This window comes from Bradyrhizobium sp. MI1.3, assembly GCF_055811695.1.
On record NZ_JBVVPQ010000074.1, the window covers coordinates 18,168 to 32,636 of the forward strand.

11 protein-coding genes are annotated in these 14,469 nt (G+C 64.7%); 9 read left to right on the top strand and 2 right to left on the bottom strand.

Going from position 1 to position 14,469, the window contains the following annotated elements; all coding sequences use genetic code 11:
• Positions 1–129: 129 nt before the first annotated feature.
• A complete protein-coding gene (locus AC0L3A_RS33610) occupies positions 130–3,201 on the top strand; it encodes an ATP-binding protein (RefSeq protein WP_473255977.1) in 3,072 nt (1,023 codons plus the stop codon).
• Between the two features lie 5 nt (positions 3,202–3,206).
• Here the strand turns inward: AC0L3A_RS33610 and AC0L3A_RS33615 are convergent, their stop codons facing one another.
• A complete protein-coding gene (locus tag AC0L3A_RS33615) occupies positions 3,207–4,301 on the bottom strand; it encodes a catalase family protein (RefSeq protein WP_473255978.1) in 1,095 nt (364 codons plus the stop codon).
• A gap of 362 nt (positions 4,302–4,663) precedes the next feature.
• Positions 4,664–5,644: an ABC transporter substrate-binding protein gene (locus AC0L3A_RS33620; protein ID WP_473255979.1), complete on the bottom strand. Its 981-nt coding sequence runs from the start codon at positions 5,642–5,644 to the stop codon at positions 4,664–4,666.
• Positions 5,645–6,110: 466 nt separating this feature from the next.
• Here AC0L3A_RS33620 and AC0L3A_RS33625 point away from each other — a divergent pair, with 466 nt between their 5' ends.
• The 8 genes from AC0L3A_RS33625 to AC0L3A_RS33660 all read left to right on the top strand — a co-directional run bounded on the left by AC0L3A_RS33625 (position 6,111) and on the right by AC0L3A_RS33660 (position 14,189).
• The gene (locus tag AC0L3A_RS33625) at positions 6,111–7,214 is read left to right on the top strand and encodes an ABC transporter substrate-binding protein (protein ID WP_007601086.1); all 1,104 of its coding nucleotides are present in this window, start codon (positions 6,111–6,113) and stop codon (positions 7,212–7,214) included.
• Positions 7,192–8,214, top strand: coding sequence for an ABC transporter permease (locus tag AC0L3A_RS33630; protein WP_007601088.1), 1,023 nt, complete (start codon positions 7,192–7,194; stop codon positions 8,212–8,214). Before AC0L3A_RS33625 ends, AC0L3A_RS33630 begins: the two co-directional genes overlap by 23 nt.
• Positions 8,208–9,008, top strand: a complete 801-nt coding sequence (locus AC0L3A_RS33635; protein WP_007601090.1) for an ABC transporter ATP-binding protein — start codon at positions 8,208–8,210, stop codon at positions 9,006–9,008. The genes AC0L3A_RS33630 and AC0L3A_RS33635 overlap by 7 nt, the downstream gene beginning before the upstream one ends.
• Positions 9,002–10,174 (top strand): acyl-CoA dehydrogenase family protein, encoded by a 1,173-nt coding sequence (locus tag AC0L3A_RS33640; RefSeq protein WP_007601092.1) that lies wholly within the window; start codon positions 9,002–9,004, stop codon positions 10,172–10,174. The genes AC0L3A_RS33635 and AC0L3A_RS33640 overlap by 7 nt, the downstream gene beginning before the upstream one ends.
• A gap of 29 nt (positions 10,175–10,203) precedes the next feature.
• A complete protein-coding gene (locus AC0L3A_RS33645; protein WP_007601093.1) occupies positions 10,204–11,304 on the top strand; it encodes an LLM class flavin-dependent oxidoreductase in 1,101 nt (366 codons plus the stop codon).
• A 405-nt stretch (positions 11,305–11,709) separates the two neighbouring features.
• Complete coding sequence (locus tag AC0L3A_RS33650; RefSeq protein ID WP_007601094.1) at positions 11,710–12,552, top strand: CmcJ/NvfI family oxidoreductase; 843 nt, start codon at positions 11,710–11,712, stop codon at positions 12,550–12,552.
• A 106-nt stretch (positions 12,553–12,658) separates the two neighbouring features.
• Positions 12,659–12,970 carry a septal ring lytic transglycosylase RlpA family protein gene (locus AC0L3A_RS33655; RefSeq protein WP_007601095.1) on the top strand — a complete coding sequence of 104 codons (312 nt, stop codon included), beginning with the start codon at positions 12,659–12,661 and terminating at the stop codon, positions 12,968–12,970.
• 49 nt (positions 12,971–13,019) lie between these two features.
• Positions 13,020–14,189 (top strand): Gfo/Idh/MocA family protein, encoded by a 1,170-nt coding sequence (locus AC0L3A_RS33660; RefSeq protein WP_007601096.1) that lies wholly within the window; start codon positions 13,020–13,022, stop codon positions 14,187–14,189.
• The last annotated feature ends 280 nt before the right edge of the window (positions 14,190–14,469 follow it).

Genomic DNA, 14,469 nt, shown 5'->3' on the forward strand with positions numbered 1-14,469 from the left:
GACGACTTACCGGCGTCTCTGAAATGGACAGGCCGACGCTAGTACCGGCGCAGGGCGCAGGTCTTTAGCGTGCCCTTACATTTGGCTGAGCTTTGCCTTAAGATCAGGGATCATCCGGGGGTCGGAGCCGTGCGTACAGACGCGCTTGCCTTTGGTGAATTCCGCCTCGACCGGGCCAACGCGCTATTGTGGCGAGGCGGGGAGCGGATCGCGCTGGCGCCGAAGCCGTTCGAGGTTCTTTGCTATCTCGTCGGTCGGCCCGGTGAACTCGTCACCAAGGAAGAGTTGCTCGACGCAGTCTGGTCCGATCTACACGTCAGCGAGTCGAGCCTCGCCGTTGCCGTGAACGCGCTACGCTCGGTGCTCGGCGACGACAGGCAGTCCCCCAATTACATCGAGACGGTCACGCGGCGCGGCTATCGCTTCATTGCGGCGGTCGCGACCGCCGAATTGCCTGCGATCGAGCGGGCGCCCGAAGAGGAGGCGGCGTCCGTCACGGAGCAGGCTGCCGATCGACGGCGGCACTGGAGGGTCGGGCGCACGGGCGCACTCGACACGCTGGACAAGGCGTTGCAACTCGCTCGTACCGGACAGCGTCAGGTCGTCTTCATCACCGGCGAGGCCGGGATCGGCAAGACAACCCTCTTGCAGATGACGCTCGACAGGATGAACCAGCAGGGACTGGGCGTGCTGCACTGTAGTTGCAACGAGTTGTTCGGCACCCATGAGGCCTTTCTTCCGCTGATCGGAGCGCTGAACGAGTGCTGCCGTCGAACCGACGGAGCATCGCTGCTGACGTCGATCCGCGAGCACGCGCCGACCTGGCTCGCGCAAATGCCCGGATTCCTCGGAGAAGCAGACCGGGCCGCATTCCAGCATGAGGTCTTTGGCGCAACCCGGGAGCGCATGCTGCGCGAATTTGCCGATCTCATGGAACATCTCGCCGTCACGCGACCATGGGTGATCATCCTGGAAGATCTGCATTGGAGCGACTTTGCCACCGTGGATGTGCTCTCCCGGCTTGCGCGCCGGGATCGGAGGGCTTCTATCCTCGTGCTGGCCACCTACCGGCCGATGGAAGTCGCCGTCGGCGGACATCCTATCCGTGCCGTTCACCAGGACTTGCGGATTCATGGACACGCCACCGAGCTCGCGCTCGATCGACTGACCGGCATCGACGTCGAACGCTATCTTTCGCTGCGCTTCAACTCGGCCGATTTCGCCAGAGAGCTGGTCGAGCGCATCTTCGCGCGAACCGGCGGGCATCCTCTGTTCGTGTCGTCTCTGCTCGATCATCTCGTGGCGCAAGGCGCGCTGGTCGAGCACGAATTGGGCTGGCGGCTGGTCAGCGAAGACGCGGCCTCGCATGACAGCATGCCGCGCGATCTGGAAGGAATGATCAAGCAGCAGATCGATCACCTCACCGTGGACGAGCGCTGCCTGCTCGAGGTCGCCAGTGCGGCGGGAGCGGAGTTTTCCGCGCTCCATATCGCCGGTGCGCTGGACCGTCCCGTGCTGGATGTCGAGCAGATGTGCGAGGACCTGGCACGGACCGATCGCATTATCGTCGTGGCTGGCATGACCGAGTGGCCGAACGGAGGCGTCTCCGGTCGCTATGCGTTCCAGCACGCGCTTTACCAGGAGATCCTCTACCAGCGGCTCGCGCCGGCGCGCCGCACGAAAACCCATGCGCTGCTTGGGTCGGGGCTCGAGCAGGGCTACGGGCCGCAGGCTGCGGAGATCGCCGCGATTGTCGCGCGCCACTTCGAACTGGGCCGCGATTTCCCGAAGGCGATGCATTATCTGGGCGCGGCGGCCGAGGGCTCGGCGCGAAGGTTCAGCACGCGCGAGGCCGCCAATTACCTGTCCCGCGCCTTGGAACTGGTGCCGCATCTGCCGCCGGAGTTTCAGGTGGCGACACGTCTGAAGTTGCTGCTTCAGCGCGCCTGGGCCTGGCGGGCCAGTGGAGATTTCCTGAATTCCCTGCAGGATCTCAGCGCCGTCGTCGCGCACGCGGCGGAGAACGGGCACGTGCGCGAAGAGGTGAACGCGCTGGTCGATCTCAGCAGATTTTGTCTTTACGTCGATCGACGCCAGAGCCTGCCTGTTGCGGAACAGGCCCTTGTCAAGAGCAGGGCGATCGACGACGCCGCATTCAGTGCTCTGGTCCAGGGGAACGTTGCCAATTTGAAGCTGATGCTCCGCGGCTGGGATCGCGAGAATGCGGATCTTGCCGAGCATGCGTCAGCGCTGATCACCGGAGAGCAGGATGTGAGCATGCGGCTGCGACGCTGCTCGATGGAGATGGTGCTGGAATTCCTGCGCGCGAATTACCCGGCCTGCTGCGATGCGACGACCCGGGGAAAGGAGCTCGCCCGCCTGGTCGGTGACGTCTATCTGTTCGTCCTCTATGAATCGGTCGAGGCGTTTGCCCAGATCTATCTCGGTGAATGGGGACGGGCGCAACGAAACGTCGTCTCCGCGTTGGCTATCTCGGAGCGGAATGCAAATCCGCAGGCCGTCGCGCTGTGTCATCTCACGATCGGATGGCTGTATTCCGAGGCGGAGGAATATGGCAGCGCGTCACGGCGTGCGGAGGATGCGCTCGGCCCGATGATCGAGGCCAATCCGTTCACCTTCTTCGTCGGCAGGAACCTGCTGGCGCGAGCTTATGTCAGGATGGGCGACCTGCCTCGGGCGCGGCAGCATCTCGATGCGATGGAGCGGCGAATGGAGGTCGACCGGGTGCCGATGGAGTCGCTGGTCATCCCCCACTATCTGCTGACTTGCTGCGACTATTGGATCGCGATTGGCGATCTGGACCGCGCCCAGAGCTCGGCCAACCAATTTCACGAGGTGACGAGCGCGGCACCCGACCGGCCGTTTCTCGCGCTGTGCTACGAGGCCATGGCGAGAATTGCGATCGTGAAGCAGGATACGCAACTCGCCGGCGGGCATTTGGCGGCGGCCACTTCGATTCTCCGCCATGCCAGGCTACCGCACGCCGCCTGGCGGGTTTATCGCACGACTGCGGTGGTCTATGAGAGCCTCGGACAAGCGCAAAGGGCTGCCAAGTGGCGGGACCGCTCCAGCCAGGTGATCGCATCGCTGGCAGAGACGCTTGATACCGGCGATCCGCTGCGGTCGGCGTCTTTTTTCGACGCAGGCCGGGACACAGGGCCTCATCATGAGGGACGGTGATCGGCTCAATCCGGCAGGTCCGCAATCTCTCGCGGTTCACCGGGCGGTTGCTTGACCTTGAAATGATTTTGCTGCTGCCGCAGCGTGCGGGAGGCACTGTAGGCATCCCTGCGCAACCGCATGATCGAGCCGAGCGGCTGATGCGCGGCGAGACATCGCCATGGGTCGAACGAAAGCACCTCGTCGGAATAGACGCGACGCGCGGGGCTGTCGGCGGTCTGGCGCGGAAGCGTGATCTTGCCGAGTGCTTGCGGCGGCGCGACGTCTTCGGGCCAGTCGATCGAGGCATCTTCGATCGGTGTTCGCTCCGGGTCGGTGCAGAGCTGGGCAAATAATTCGTACTCGGCCGCATTGTCCTTGAAGAAGGCAACGACGCTGTTCAGCACGGCATCATCGGAATCGTGGCAGGGTTGGCCGGTGAGTTGTCGAACCGACGCCGAGATCGGCACCAGGCGAAGCCTTGCGATATAATCGCCAAACCGCAATGCTCCCTCCGTGTGAAAGGTTTCTCCGAGGATGTTGCTGCCGGCATCACCGAGCGCTTTCAAGACGATCGGGATCGGAATGCCTGTTCTGTCCGATGCGGCGACCAGCACGCGCGCGAGAAAGCCTATGGGTACGTACGCCAGATCAGGCAGGAACAGGGTGCGCTCGACGTTGTGCTGTGCGCGCATATAGGCCATCGCATCCGCGAAATAGCTGGGGTGATTGACGAGCAGAAGATCCTGGTTCGTCGAATCGTCGTCGCCGAGCGCCTTGGCCCCAGTCACGCCCAAGACCTTGATGGCAAACCCCCGCGGCGAGCGTACGCGATCGCTCCTGTTGAATGCGGTGGAGAGGCGGACGATGATCGGGAAGTGGCCAGCCTGCTTGAACAGGCCCTGGCGCAGATGATCCGGCAAATCCTCGTAGACGATCAGCTCGCCCCGGAGATAGCCGGCGCCCTTGGCGTGCTGCTGTCGGGTTCCGTGCTTGTCTTTGTGAAAAGTGCGATCGCTCGTTCGCGAAATCGAGGCAACGATCTCCTCGACGGCCGCCGCTTCCTCCGGCCGGATTTGTTCGACGGACGGATCGTAACGAAGATACTGATCGGCTGACATGGCGCTGATCTCCAGCCCGAAGGTCGCCTTCCCATTGCAAGCGTCGACGGCCGCAGGGTGAATGCCACTGTAAGCCCGTCCGGTCGGGATCGGCAACCCGAGAGCGAGTTGTGATTGCCTGGACAAGCCGGGGATGAGGCATCCTGTTACCGACGCGATCACACGGTCGATGCTAGGCCAGCGGCGTCTCGTAAGTCCTTATGGGCTCCTTATGTTGTCCTGATCTTTTCCTTAAGGCCTGGCCGGCATCTAAAGCGACAGCCATACGATCAAGCTCATGCAGGCGAAATGCGCGAGCACGATCGCGGCGAGATGCAGCGGGCCTGCGTTGAGACGAAGCCCGGGCATCCCGCCGGCTCCGTCTAGTTCGATCCCGCGGCCGCAGCAGTGAAGCTGCGGTCGACGGCTTTGCTCACGTCGAGCTTTTTCGGCAGGATGCCATAGCGCGTCGAGCGGTCGGAGGCCTCCTGCACCTCCTTCACGACGTTCTCGTCGATCGGAATCGGGCTGGTGCGCTGCGCGGTATAGGCCGAGAGCAGCACGTCCTCCGGCAGCCTGGTCAGCTCGGCCGTGCTCTTGGCATATTCGCCGAGATGATCCAGCGACCACAGCCGCGCCTTGTTCAGCCGCTGCACCAGGTCCTGCACCGCCGTGCGCTTGGTGGCGATGGCGTTGTCGGAGGCGACGATGAATGTGATGGTCGGCGTCAGGCCCTCACCATCGGCGATCACGCGGGCCTTGTCTTTCAAAGTGGCGAACGAGACGTAGGGCTCCCACACCGCCCAGGCGTCGATCGAGCCCGCGACCAACGCGATCTTGGCGTCGACCGGACCGAGCGGCGCGAAGGTCGCATCCTCCAGCTTGATCTGCGCCTTCTCCAGCGTGGCGTCGATCAGGAACTGGCCCCAGCCGCCGCGCGTGCCGGCGAGGCGCTTTCCCTTGAGGTCGGCGGCCGATTTGATCGGCGAATCCTGGCGTACGAGAATGGCTTGCGTCTTGGCATTCGACCTGGTGCCGCCGATCGCCTTGAGCGGGGCGCCGGCCGCATAGACCGAAAGGAAGGAGAGATCGCCGGTGTAGCCAACGTCGAGCGCGCCGGCGTTGAGCGCCTCGAGGATCGGCGCGGCCGCGGGGAATTCCGACCACTCGATCTTGTAAGGCAGATCCTTTGCGTAGCCCGAGAACTCGAGCAGCGAACGATTGCCGCCCTTCTGATCGCCGACGCGCAGGACGATTGCGTCGGCCGCGAACGAGGCCGCGGCAGTCGACAGGGTGATGGCAGCGGCAAGCAGCGATGCAGCGAGCCGACGCGTGACGGAATGATCGAGGGAGTTGATGCTCATGTGGCCTGTCTGTTGCTTTGCTCACGACGCGTGAGCGAACGATGCAGCGAGACGATCAAGTCTATGGTTGTGCGATGCCCAGTCAATGAAATGGCCAACCGTATTGCGCGCGCGATCGGCAAGGACGTTCCAGAGGGGCGCTGATTTCGAGAACGTGCGGTATGCGCTGTGCAAGAATGAAGCAGGAGAGGGAGTAGCCCCGCACTCCTTCAACCGATGCATCGGTGGAAATCCTTTCATCGTCCCCGCAGGTGCCGATGGAGAGAATGACTTCGCCTCGCGCTACATTCGAAATTCCATTTCATTGACGACACGGCGAACGCGCCGCATGATTTGCGCATCGCATCAAGGCGGCGCAGCAGGCGCCGGCGAAAAGATTTTCTCTCGACGCAGCTCCGCATGGAACAGGCGCAACGCAAGCCGTTGTGCCGATGGCGGAGCCGTGCAAGTGCAGGAGTGGAAACGGATGAACGACGACGACAAGCACGGCGGATCGAGGCTCGACCGGCGCCATTTGCTCCAGGCGGGGTTAGCTGCGGCCTTCGCCGCGCCGCTCGGCGCCTTCGGTGCGGCACAGGCATTTGCGCCACGGGCAATCGCGCCCGGCGTCGATCTCTCGGAGTTTCCGCTGTGCCGGACCGCGTCGGATGCGCCCGCGCTCACCGGTGCGCCGCGCAAGCTGAAACTGTCCTGGAACGCCGGCGCGGTCTGTCTCGCCCCGGTCCCGGTCGCCATCGAGCACGGCTTCTTCCAGAAGCATAATCTCGACATCGAGCTCATCAACTATTCCGGTTCGACCGACCAGTTGCTCGAGGCCATCGCGACCGGCAAGAGCGATGCCGGTCTCGGCATGGCGCTGCGCTGGCTGAAACCGCTGGAGCAGGGCTTTGACGTCAAGATCGCCGCCGGCACCCATGGCGGCTGCATGCGCGTGCTGACGCGCGCCGATTCCAGCGTGAACAAGCTCGCTGATCTCAAGGGCAGGATCGTCGCGGTCGGCGATCTCGGCGGTCCTGACAAGAATTTCTTCTCCATTCAGCTCGCCAAGCTAGGCATCGATCCGAACAAGGATGTCGACTGGCGCGCCTATCCCGGCAACCTTCTCAACGTCGCCGTCGAGAAGGGCGAGGTGCAGGCCTTCCTGTCGTCCGACCCGCTGGGTTATCTCTGGCTCAAGGACACCCAGTACAAGGAGGTCGCCTCCAATCTCGACGGCGAATATCGCGACAAGAGCTGCTGCATTCTCGGCCTGCGCGGCAGCCTGGTGCGCGAGGAGCCGCAGGTCGCGCGCGCCCTGACGCAGGCGCTGCTCGATGCCGCGATGTTCACTGCGCAGAATCCATCCGTGACGGCGAAATCGTTCCAGCCTTACGCGCCGAAGACGGCGTCGCTCGCGGATATCGAAGGCATGGTGCGCTACCATACCCATCATCATCATCCCGTCGGCGAAGTCTTGAAGCGCGAGCTCAAGGCCTATGCCGACGATCTCAAGAGCGTGCAGGTGTTCAAGCAGAGCACGGACACGGCCAGATTCGCGGAGCGCATCTATGTCGACGTATTCGCTGTCTGACGGCCTTGCTTCCGGCGCGCCGCGTCTCTCGCGCGCACCGTGGCTTGCGAGCTGGATCCGGGAATCCGGTGCCGGCATTCTCGCGAGTATGGCGTGGATTGCCTTCGGCCTGTCCTGCCTGTGGTGGGAGGACGTGGGCGACTGGTCGCGGACCCACTCGCTCGGCATTGCCGCGTTTGTCATCGCGGCCATCGCGCTGTTCGGGACCGTCGGCGCCGACTACCTCGGCTCGGCGGGCCGCGCCTTACGCCAGCGCGCGCCATGGCTCGTCGTGCTCGGCGTTGTCCTGACCCTGTGGGAAGTCGCGACGGCGAAATTCGCCTGGCTGCCGTTGCCGTTCTTCCCGCCGCCGCAGTCGATCATCGAGGTCTACACCGACGATCTGCCAAAACTGCTCGACAGCGTGTTCGCCTCGGTCAAGCTCCAACTGGGCGGTTATCTGATCGGCGCGACGGTCGGGTTCCTGACCGGCGTCTCGATCGGCTGGTCGCGCGCGGTCGGCTATTGGGTGCATCCGGTGCTGCGGTTCATTGGCCCGCTGCCGGCGACCGCGTGGCTGCCGATCGCCTTTTTCACTTTCCCATCGAGCTGGAGCGCGTCGACCTTTTTGATCGCGCTCGCAACCGGCTTCCCGGTCACCGTGCTGACCTGGTCGGGTGTCGCGAGTGTGAGCAACGCCTATTACGACGTTGCGCGCACGCTCGGGGCGAAGCCGTCCTTCCTGGTGCTGAAGGTCGCGATTCCCGCGGCATTGCCGCACGTTTTCGTCGGCCTGTTCATGGGGCTCGGCTCGTCCTTTGCCGTGCTCGTCGTTGCCGAGATGATCGGCGTCAAGGCCGGGCTCGGCTGGTACCTGCAATGGGCGCAGGGCTGGGCCGCCTACGCCAACATGTATGCGGCGCTGATCGTGATGTCGCTGCTCTGCTCCGGCGCGATCACGCTGCTGTTTTCGATCCGCGATCGCCTGCTGGTCTGGCAGAAGGGGACCGTCAAATGGTAGCCGCGACTGCACTGACTGAGATCGACGCTCACCCGGCCGCCGGCGCCGCGCTCGACATCGAGCAGGTCAGCCACGCCTTCGACATCGACGGCGCCGAGCTGCCAGTGCTCAGCGACGTCAGCATCTCCGTCGAGCCGGGCGAGTTCGTTGCGCTGCTCGGTCCCTCCGGCTGCGGCAAGTCCACGCTGCTGCGCCTCGTCGCAGGCCTCGACAAGCCCAAATCCGGAACGCTCCGCGAGGACGAGGCGCGCATCACGCGACCGCACCCGTCGCGCGTTGTCGTGTTCCAGGATCCGACATTGTTTCCCTGGCGCACGGTCTGGGACAACGTCGCGCTGGGGCTGGAGGCACAGGGCATCTTGAAGAGCCAGCGTCATCGCGTCGATGCCGCGCTCGATCTCGTGGGGCTGTCGTCCTTCCGCAATGCCTATCCGCACCAGCTCTCGGGCGGCATGGCGCAGCGCGTCGCGCTGGCCCGCGCGCTGGTCAACGATCCCAAAATCCTCATTCTCGACGAGCCGCTCGGCAAGCTCGACTCGCTGACCCGCATCACCATGCAGGCCGAGCTGGTCTCGCTGTGGCAGCGCAAGGGCTTTACCACGCTGCTGGTGACGCATGACGCCGAGGAGGCGCTGGTGCTCGCCAATCGCGTCATCGTGTTCAGCGACCGCCCGGCGCGTGTGAAGGCCGACATCCGCGTCGACCGGCCGTATCCGCGCCATCGCGGCGATCCGTATCTGGCCGATTTACGCCGCCAGATTCTCGGCCTGCTCGGATTGGACGCGACATGGTGAGTTCGATCGCCAAGGGGCGCGCGGCCCATCACGAGCCCGACTACATCGCACGTGCCGAGGTGCTGGCCGAGGCTTTCGCCGCGCGGGCGGCCGAGCACGACCGCACCGGCAGCTTCCCGTTCGAGAACTTTCGCGAGCTGTCCGAGGCGGGCCTGCTGTCGCTGACGGTGCCTGCGGCCCATGGCGGGGCCGGAGCGGGCGCGCGATATGCCGCACGCGTCCTCGGCATCGTCGGCAAGGCCGATCCGTCGACCGCGCTGGTGCTGTCGATGCACTACATCAACCATCTGGTGATGGCACGGAGCCCGACCTGGCCGGCGCGGCTGTCGCGCAAGCTTGCGCGCGAGAGCGTCGAAGGCCTTTCGCTCGTCAACGCGCTCCGCGTCGAGCCCGAACTGGGTTCGCCCGCGCGCGGCGGCCTGCCCGCGACCATTGCACGTCGCACCGAGACCGGCTGGCGGCTCTCGGGGCACAAGATCTATTCGACGGGATCGCCGATCCTGAAATGGTATCTGGTCTGGGCGCGCACGGACGAAGCCGAGCCGCGCGTCGGACAGTTCCTGGTGCCGGCGGGCCTGCCGGGCACGCGCATCGTCGAGACATGGGATCATCACGGCTTGCGGGCCAGCGGCAGCCACGACGTCATCTTCGAGGACGTCGTGATTCCTCTCGATGCGGAGATCGACGTGCGCAAGCCGGCCGACTGGCGCGTACCCGATGTCGCGCAGGCGACCGTGCACACGATCTTCGTCGCCGCGATCTATGATGGCGTTGCGCGGGCTACACGTGACTGGCTAGTCGCGTTCCTGAAGCAGCGCGCGCCCGCCAGCCTGGGCGCGCCGCTTGCGACCCTGCCGCGGGCGCAGGAGATCCTCGGCGCGATCGAGGCTCGGCTCGCCGTCAATGCGCGGCTGATCGCATCCTTCGCCGGTGATTTCGATGACGGTGTCGCGCTTTCCGCGGCCGAGTCCAACGTCATCAAGCTGACCGTGACCAACAACGCCGTCGCCGCGGTCGAGGATGCCTTGTCGCTGACCGGCAATCACGGCCTGTCCCGCGCCAATCCGCTGGAGCGGCACTATCGCGACGTCCTGTGCGGCCGCGTGCACACGCCGCAGGACGATTCCACGCGCACCGGCCTCGGCCGTGCCGCATTGGGCTTCTAGCCTTCCGCCAAACATTCAGGGAGAACATCATGTCGATTGAGTTCATCGGCTTTATCGCCAACAGCAATGCTTCCGAGATCATCGTGCGCCAGGGTCCGGTGCTCGATCCCGCCTATATCGAGACGGTGGCGAAGGCGCATGAGCTCGCGGGTTTCGACCGCGCGCTGCTGGCGTTCCATTCGACTACGCCCGATGCGCTCCAGGTCGCTCAGCATGTGCTAACGATCACCAAGTCGTTGAAAGTGATGATTGCGCAGCGACCGGGCTTTACCGCGCCGACGCTGCTCGCGCGGCAGCTGGCGACGCTCGACCAACTCTATGGAGGCCGCGTCTCGCTGCACGTCATCACCGGCGGCAATGCAGCCGAGCTGAGGCAAGACGGCAACACGCTCGACGACAAGGACGAGCGTTACGCTCGCACCGGCGAGTTTCTCGATGTGGTGCGGCTGGAATGGACCAGCGAGAAGCCGTTCAACTACAGCGGCAAGTACTACAACGTCGAGAACGGTTTTTCGCAGGTGAAGCCGCTGCAGAAGGCCGGCATCTACACCTTCGTCGGCGGTGGCTCCGACGCGGCGATCGACGTCGCAGGCAAGCATGCAGACACGTTTGCCCTGTGGGGCGAATCCTATGCGCAGGTGCGCGACGTCACCTCGCGCGTTCACAATGCGGCCGTCAGGCGGGGCCGTCCGACGCCGCGCTTCAGCCTCTCGGTGCGGCCGATCATCGCTCCGACCGAAAAGCAGGCCTGGGAAAAGGCGGAAGAGATTCTTGCGCGCGCCACCGCGCTCCAGGACAAGACCGGCTATCGCAAGCCCGCCGACGGCCATGCCACGGCTGGCGCGCGGCGGCTGCTCTCGCTCGCCGACCAGGGCAGCCGCATCGACAAGCGGCTGTGGACCGAGATCGCAAAGCTCACGGGCGCCAACAGCAACACGACCGCGCTGGTCGGCACGCCGGAGCAGGTGGCCGAGGTCTTCGGCGACTATTACGACCTCGGCGTCAGCCATTTCCTGATCCGTGGCTTCGATCCGCTTCCCGATGCGATCGAATATGGCCGCGAGCTGATTCCGCTGACGCGCGAGCTGATCGCCAAGCGCCAGGCTGTTCGCGGCGAGGCGGCGGAATGATCCGTCTCATGCTGGCCGGCGCGAAAATGTTCGGCTGGTCGCGGACGAGCAGAGCGCAATCGACCTCTACCTTCACTGGGGTCTGATCAAGCAGAAGCTCGAGGCGGCCGAGATCGCTACTGCGCAGAGCCGGGACCCATGCCGCACAGATGCTCCCGGTGAGATAGGCCCCGGCTCAGCAGCGTACCACTGCGTGATGCGCTGCGTCCGGGGCACGAGATCTCACAAGGCTCTCAAGCATCCGTGAGGCGGGCAGAGCGCATTCCAACCCGGCCGGATTTCGCGAAACGTTCGTTCTGCGTTTCATGCCAGCGACAACACCCGCATTGCTATTTGCACCAACTCCCTTGCAGCACGCACCCTCCCGTCAAAAATCATCCGGACGACCACATCGGGAGACCGGCCATGGGCCTGCAAGAAACAAAAATCGAATCGCTTCCCTTCGTCACTGCCGAACTCAACTATCTCGCGCCGGTTTCCGGCAAGCCGCGCACCTATGCCTTCGATCCGCCGCCTGGCGAGCCCAAGAGCACGTCGTTGCCGGAGCCGCATCAGGTCCCGATCTTCGATGCGCGACTGATCGCGCAAAATTTCTCGCTCGACCGCGAAGGCTTTGCGCTGGTGCGGCATCCAACCCGAGTGAAGGACTTCAGCAACGACGAAGAGGTGAGGGCGGTCTACTATCCCGCCGTCGAGGCCTTCCTGCGCGCAACGCTGAAAGCCGACCGCGTCGTCATCTTCGACCACACCGTGCGCAGGCGCGTCGAGGGCGCCGCGGATATTCGCGACGGCGGACCGCGGCAGCCGGCAACGCGCGTCCACGTCGACCAGACCGCCGTCTCAGGCGCCAACCGCGTGCGCGAACATCTGCCCGATGAGGCCGAGGAGTTGCTGAAAGGCCGCGTCCAGGTGATCAATTTGTGGCGGCCGATCCGTGGTCCCTTGCGCGACTCGCCGCTGGCGATGGCCGACGGTACGACGGTCGCGCCCGACGATCTCGTTGCCTCCGATCTGATCTATCCCAACCGCCGCGGCGAGACTTACTCGGTGAAATACAATCCGAACCATCGCTGGTTCTATTTCCCCGAGATGACGGCGGACGAAGCGCTGCTGCTCAAGTGCTACGATTCCGCAACCGATGGCCGCACCCGCTTCGGGCCGCACACCGCGTTCGTCGATCCGACCACGCCGGCCGACGCGGCGCCGCGTGAGAGCATCGAAGTCCGCACGCTGGTCTTTCACAAATAGTAACAATGTGTGATGGCGCCGCCGGGCGTAGCCCGGTGGCGGCCCAGGAACCCACGGGAACCAACAAACGTTGCTGCGCGGGGCAGGGCCAACCGGGAGCGGTGCCGTGCGAGCGCAGACCACGCTGTTTTCTTGCCTTGCTACTTTTTCGCTTTCTGCAGTTTCCTTCGCCCAGGCCGAAAGCGGGCTTGCCTCCTATTACGGATACGGAAAAGCCGGGAAAGGTGAGTTGACCTGCGCGCACCGGACGCGCCCGTTCGGAAGCGTGCTGAGGGTGTCCTACGGCAGCCGCTCGATTCAATGCCGCGTCAACGATCGCGGCCCCTTCATCCGCGGTCGGATCGTCGATCTCTCCGTCCCTGCCGCCAAGGCGCTGGGCATGATGAGTGCCGGCGTGGTGCGGGTCTCGGTGGAATAGACCTGCCAGCGCGTTATAGTGCTGCCTAAAGCATGGGTCAGGGGGCGCTATGGCCAGGATCAGGGTGGGACTCGTCGGCTGCGGCTTCGTGTCGGAGCTGCATATGTATGCGTTCCGGCGCGTCTACGGCGTGGATGTCGAGGTCGCGGCGGTCGCTGCGCGCGGCGACCACGTCGTCGAATTTGCACACCGCCACCAGATCCCACGGGTCCATCGCAGCTTCGCCGAGCTGATCGCGGACGGCGAGCTCGATGTCATCGACATCTGCACGCCGCCCAATCTTCATGCGGGGATGATCGTCGCCGCCATGCAGGCCGGCAAGCATGTCATCTGCGAAAAGCCGTTCGCCGGCTATTTCGGCCGCGACGGCGACCGGCAGCCGATCGGCAAGCACGTGCCGAAGGCGCTGATGTATGAGCGCGTGCTGGAAGAGATGGGCGCCACGCGTGCCGCGATCGAGCGCACCGGAAAGCTCTTCATGTATGCCGAGGACTGGATCTACGCACCCGCAGTGACCAAGACCGCGGAGATCATCAAGGCGACGAAAGACAAAATCCTGTTCATGAAGGGCGAGGAGAGCCATTCCGGCTCGCATGCGGTCCATGCCGCGCAATGGGCGATGACCGGCGGCGGCTCGCTGATCCGAATGGGCTGCCATCCGCTCTCCGCCGTGCTGTATCTCAAGCAGGTCGAGGCCAAGGCGCGCGGTGAAACCATCCGCGTCGCCAGCGTCAGTGGCGATGTCGGCAATGTCACGGCCGTCCTCAAGCCGGAGGAGCGTACTTACATCAAGGCCAATCCTGTTGACGTCGAGGATTGGGGCACGCTGACCGCGACATTTTCGGACGGCACCAAGGCCACCGTGTTCTCCGGCGACATGATCATGGGCGGCGTGCGCAATCTGATCGAGACCTACACGTCAGGCGGCTCGCTGTTTGCCAATATCACGCCGAACAATCATCTGATGAGCTACCAAACCTCCGAGGAGAAGCTCGCCTCGGTCTACATCACCGAGAAGGTCGACCGCAAAACCGGCTGGCAATATGTCTGCCTCGAGGAGGAGTGGACCCGCGGCTATCTCCAGGAGATCCAGGACTTCATGGAATGCGCCGCGACGGGACGCCAGCCGCTGTCGGACCTGGCGCTGGCATATGAGACGATCAAGGTGAACTACGCGGGCTATTGGGCGGCGGAGGAGGGACGGCGGGTGATGTTGTAGAGCCGCGGTGAACTCACTGACCCAGCCGCAGGCACGCTGCTAATCCTTCTCCCCTTGCGGGAGAAGGTGGCGCGAAGCGCCGGATGAGGGGTTCTATCCGCAAACGCAGCTGCAAGAGGATAGCTCGCGGAGACAACCCCGCCCCCCGGGGGGGGGGGGGGGGGGGGGGGGCGCCCCCCCCCCCCCCCCCGGGGGGGGGGGGGGGGGGGGGGTTGGGGTTGGGGGGGGGGGGGGGGGGGGGGGGAAGGGGGGGGGGGGGGGGGCGGGGCGGGCGGGGGGG

Excerpts from the sequence above, each read along its gene's own strand:
- AC0L3A_RS33615 (WP_473255978.1), bottom strand. The coding sequence starts at position 4,301 with ATGTCAGCCGATCAGTATCTTCGTTACGATCCGTCCGTCGAACAAATC.
- AC0L3A_RS33620 (WP_473255979.1), bottom strand. The coding sequence starts at position 5,644 with ATGAGCATCAACTCCCTCGATCATTCCGTCACGCGTCGGCTCGCTGCA.
- AC0L3A_RS33625 (WP_007601086.1), top strand. The coding sequence starts at position 6,111 with ATGAACGACGACGACAAGCACGGCGGATCGAGGCTCGACCGGCGCCAT.
- AC0L3A_RS33630 (WP_007601088.1), top strand. The coding sequence starts at position 7,192 with ATGTCGACGTATTCGCTGTCTGACGGCCTTGCTTCCGGCGCGCCGCGT.
- AC0L3A_RS33635 (WP_007601090.1), top strand. The coding sequence starts at position 8,208 with ATGGTAGCCGCGACTGCACTGACTGAGATCGACGCTCACCCGGCCGCC.
- AC0L3A_RS33640 (WP_007601092.1), top strand. The coding sequence starts at position 9,002 with ATGGTGAGTTCGATCGCCAAGGGGCGCGCGGCCCATCACGAGCCCGAC.
- AC0L3A_RS33645 (WP_007601093.1), top strand. The coding sequence starts at position 10,204 with ATGTCGATTGAGTTCATCGGCTTTATCGCCAACAGCAATGCTTCCGAG.
- AC0L3A_RS33650 (WP_007601094.1), top strand. The coding sequence starts at position 11,710 with ATGGGCCTGCAAGAAACAAAAATCGAATCGCTTCCCTTCGTCACTGCC.
- AC0L3A_RS33660 (WP_007601096.1), top strand. The coding sequence starts at position 13,020 with ATGGCCAGGATCAGGGTGGGACTCGTCGGCTGCGGCTTCGTGTCGGAG.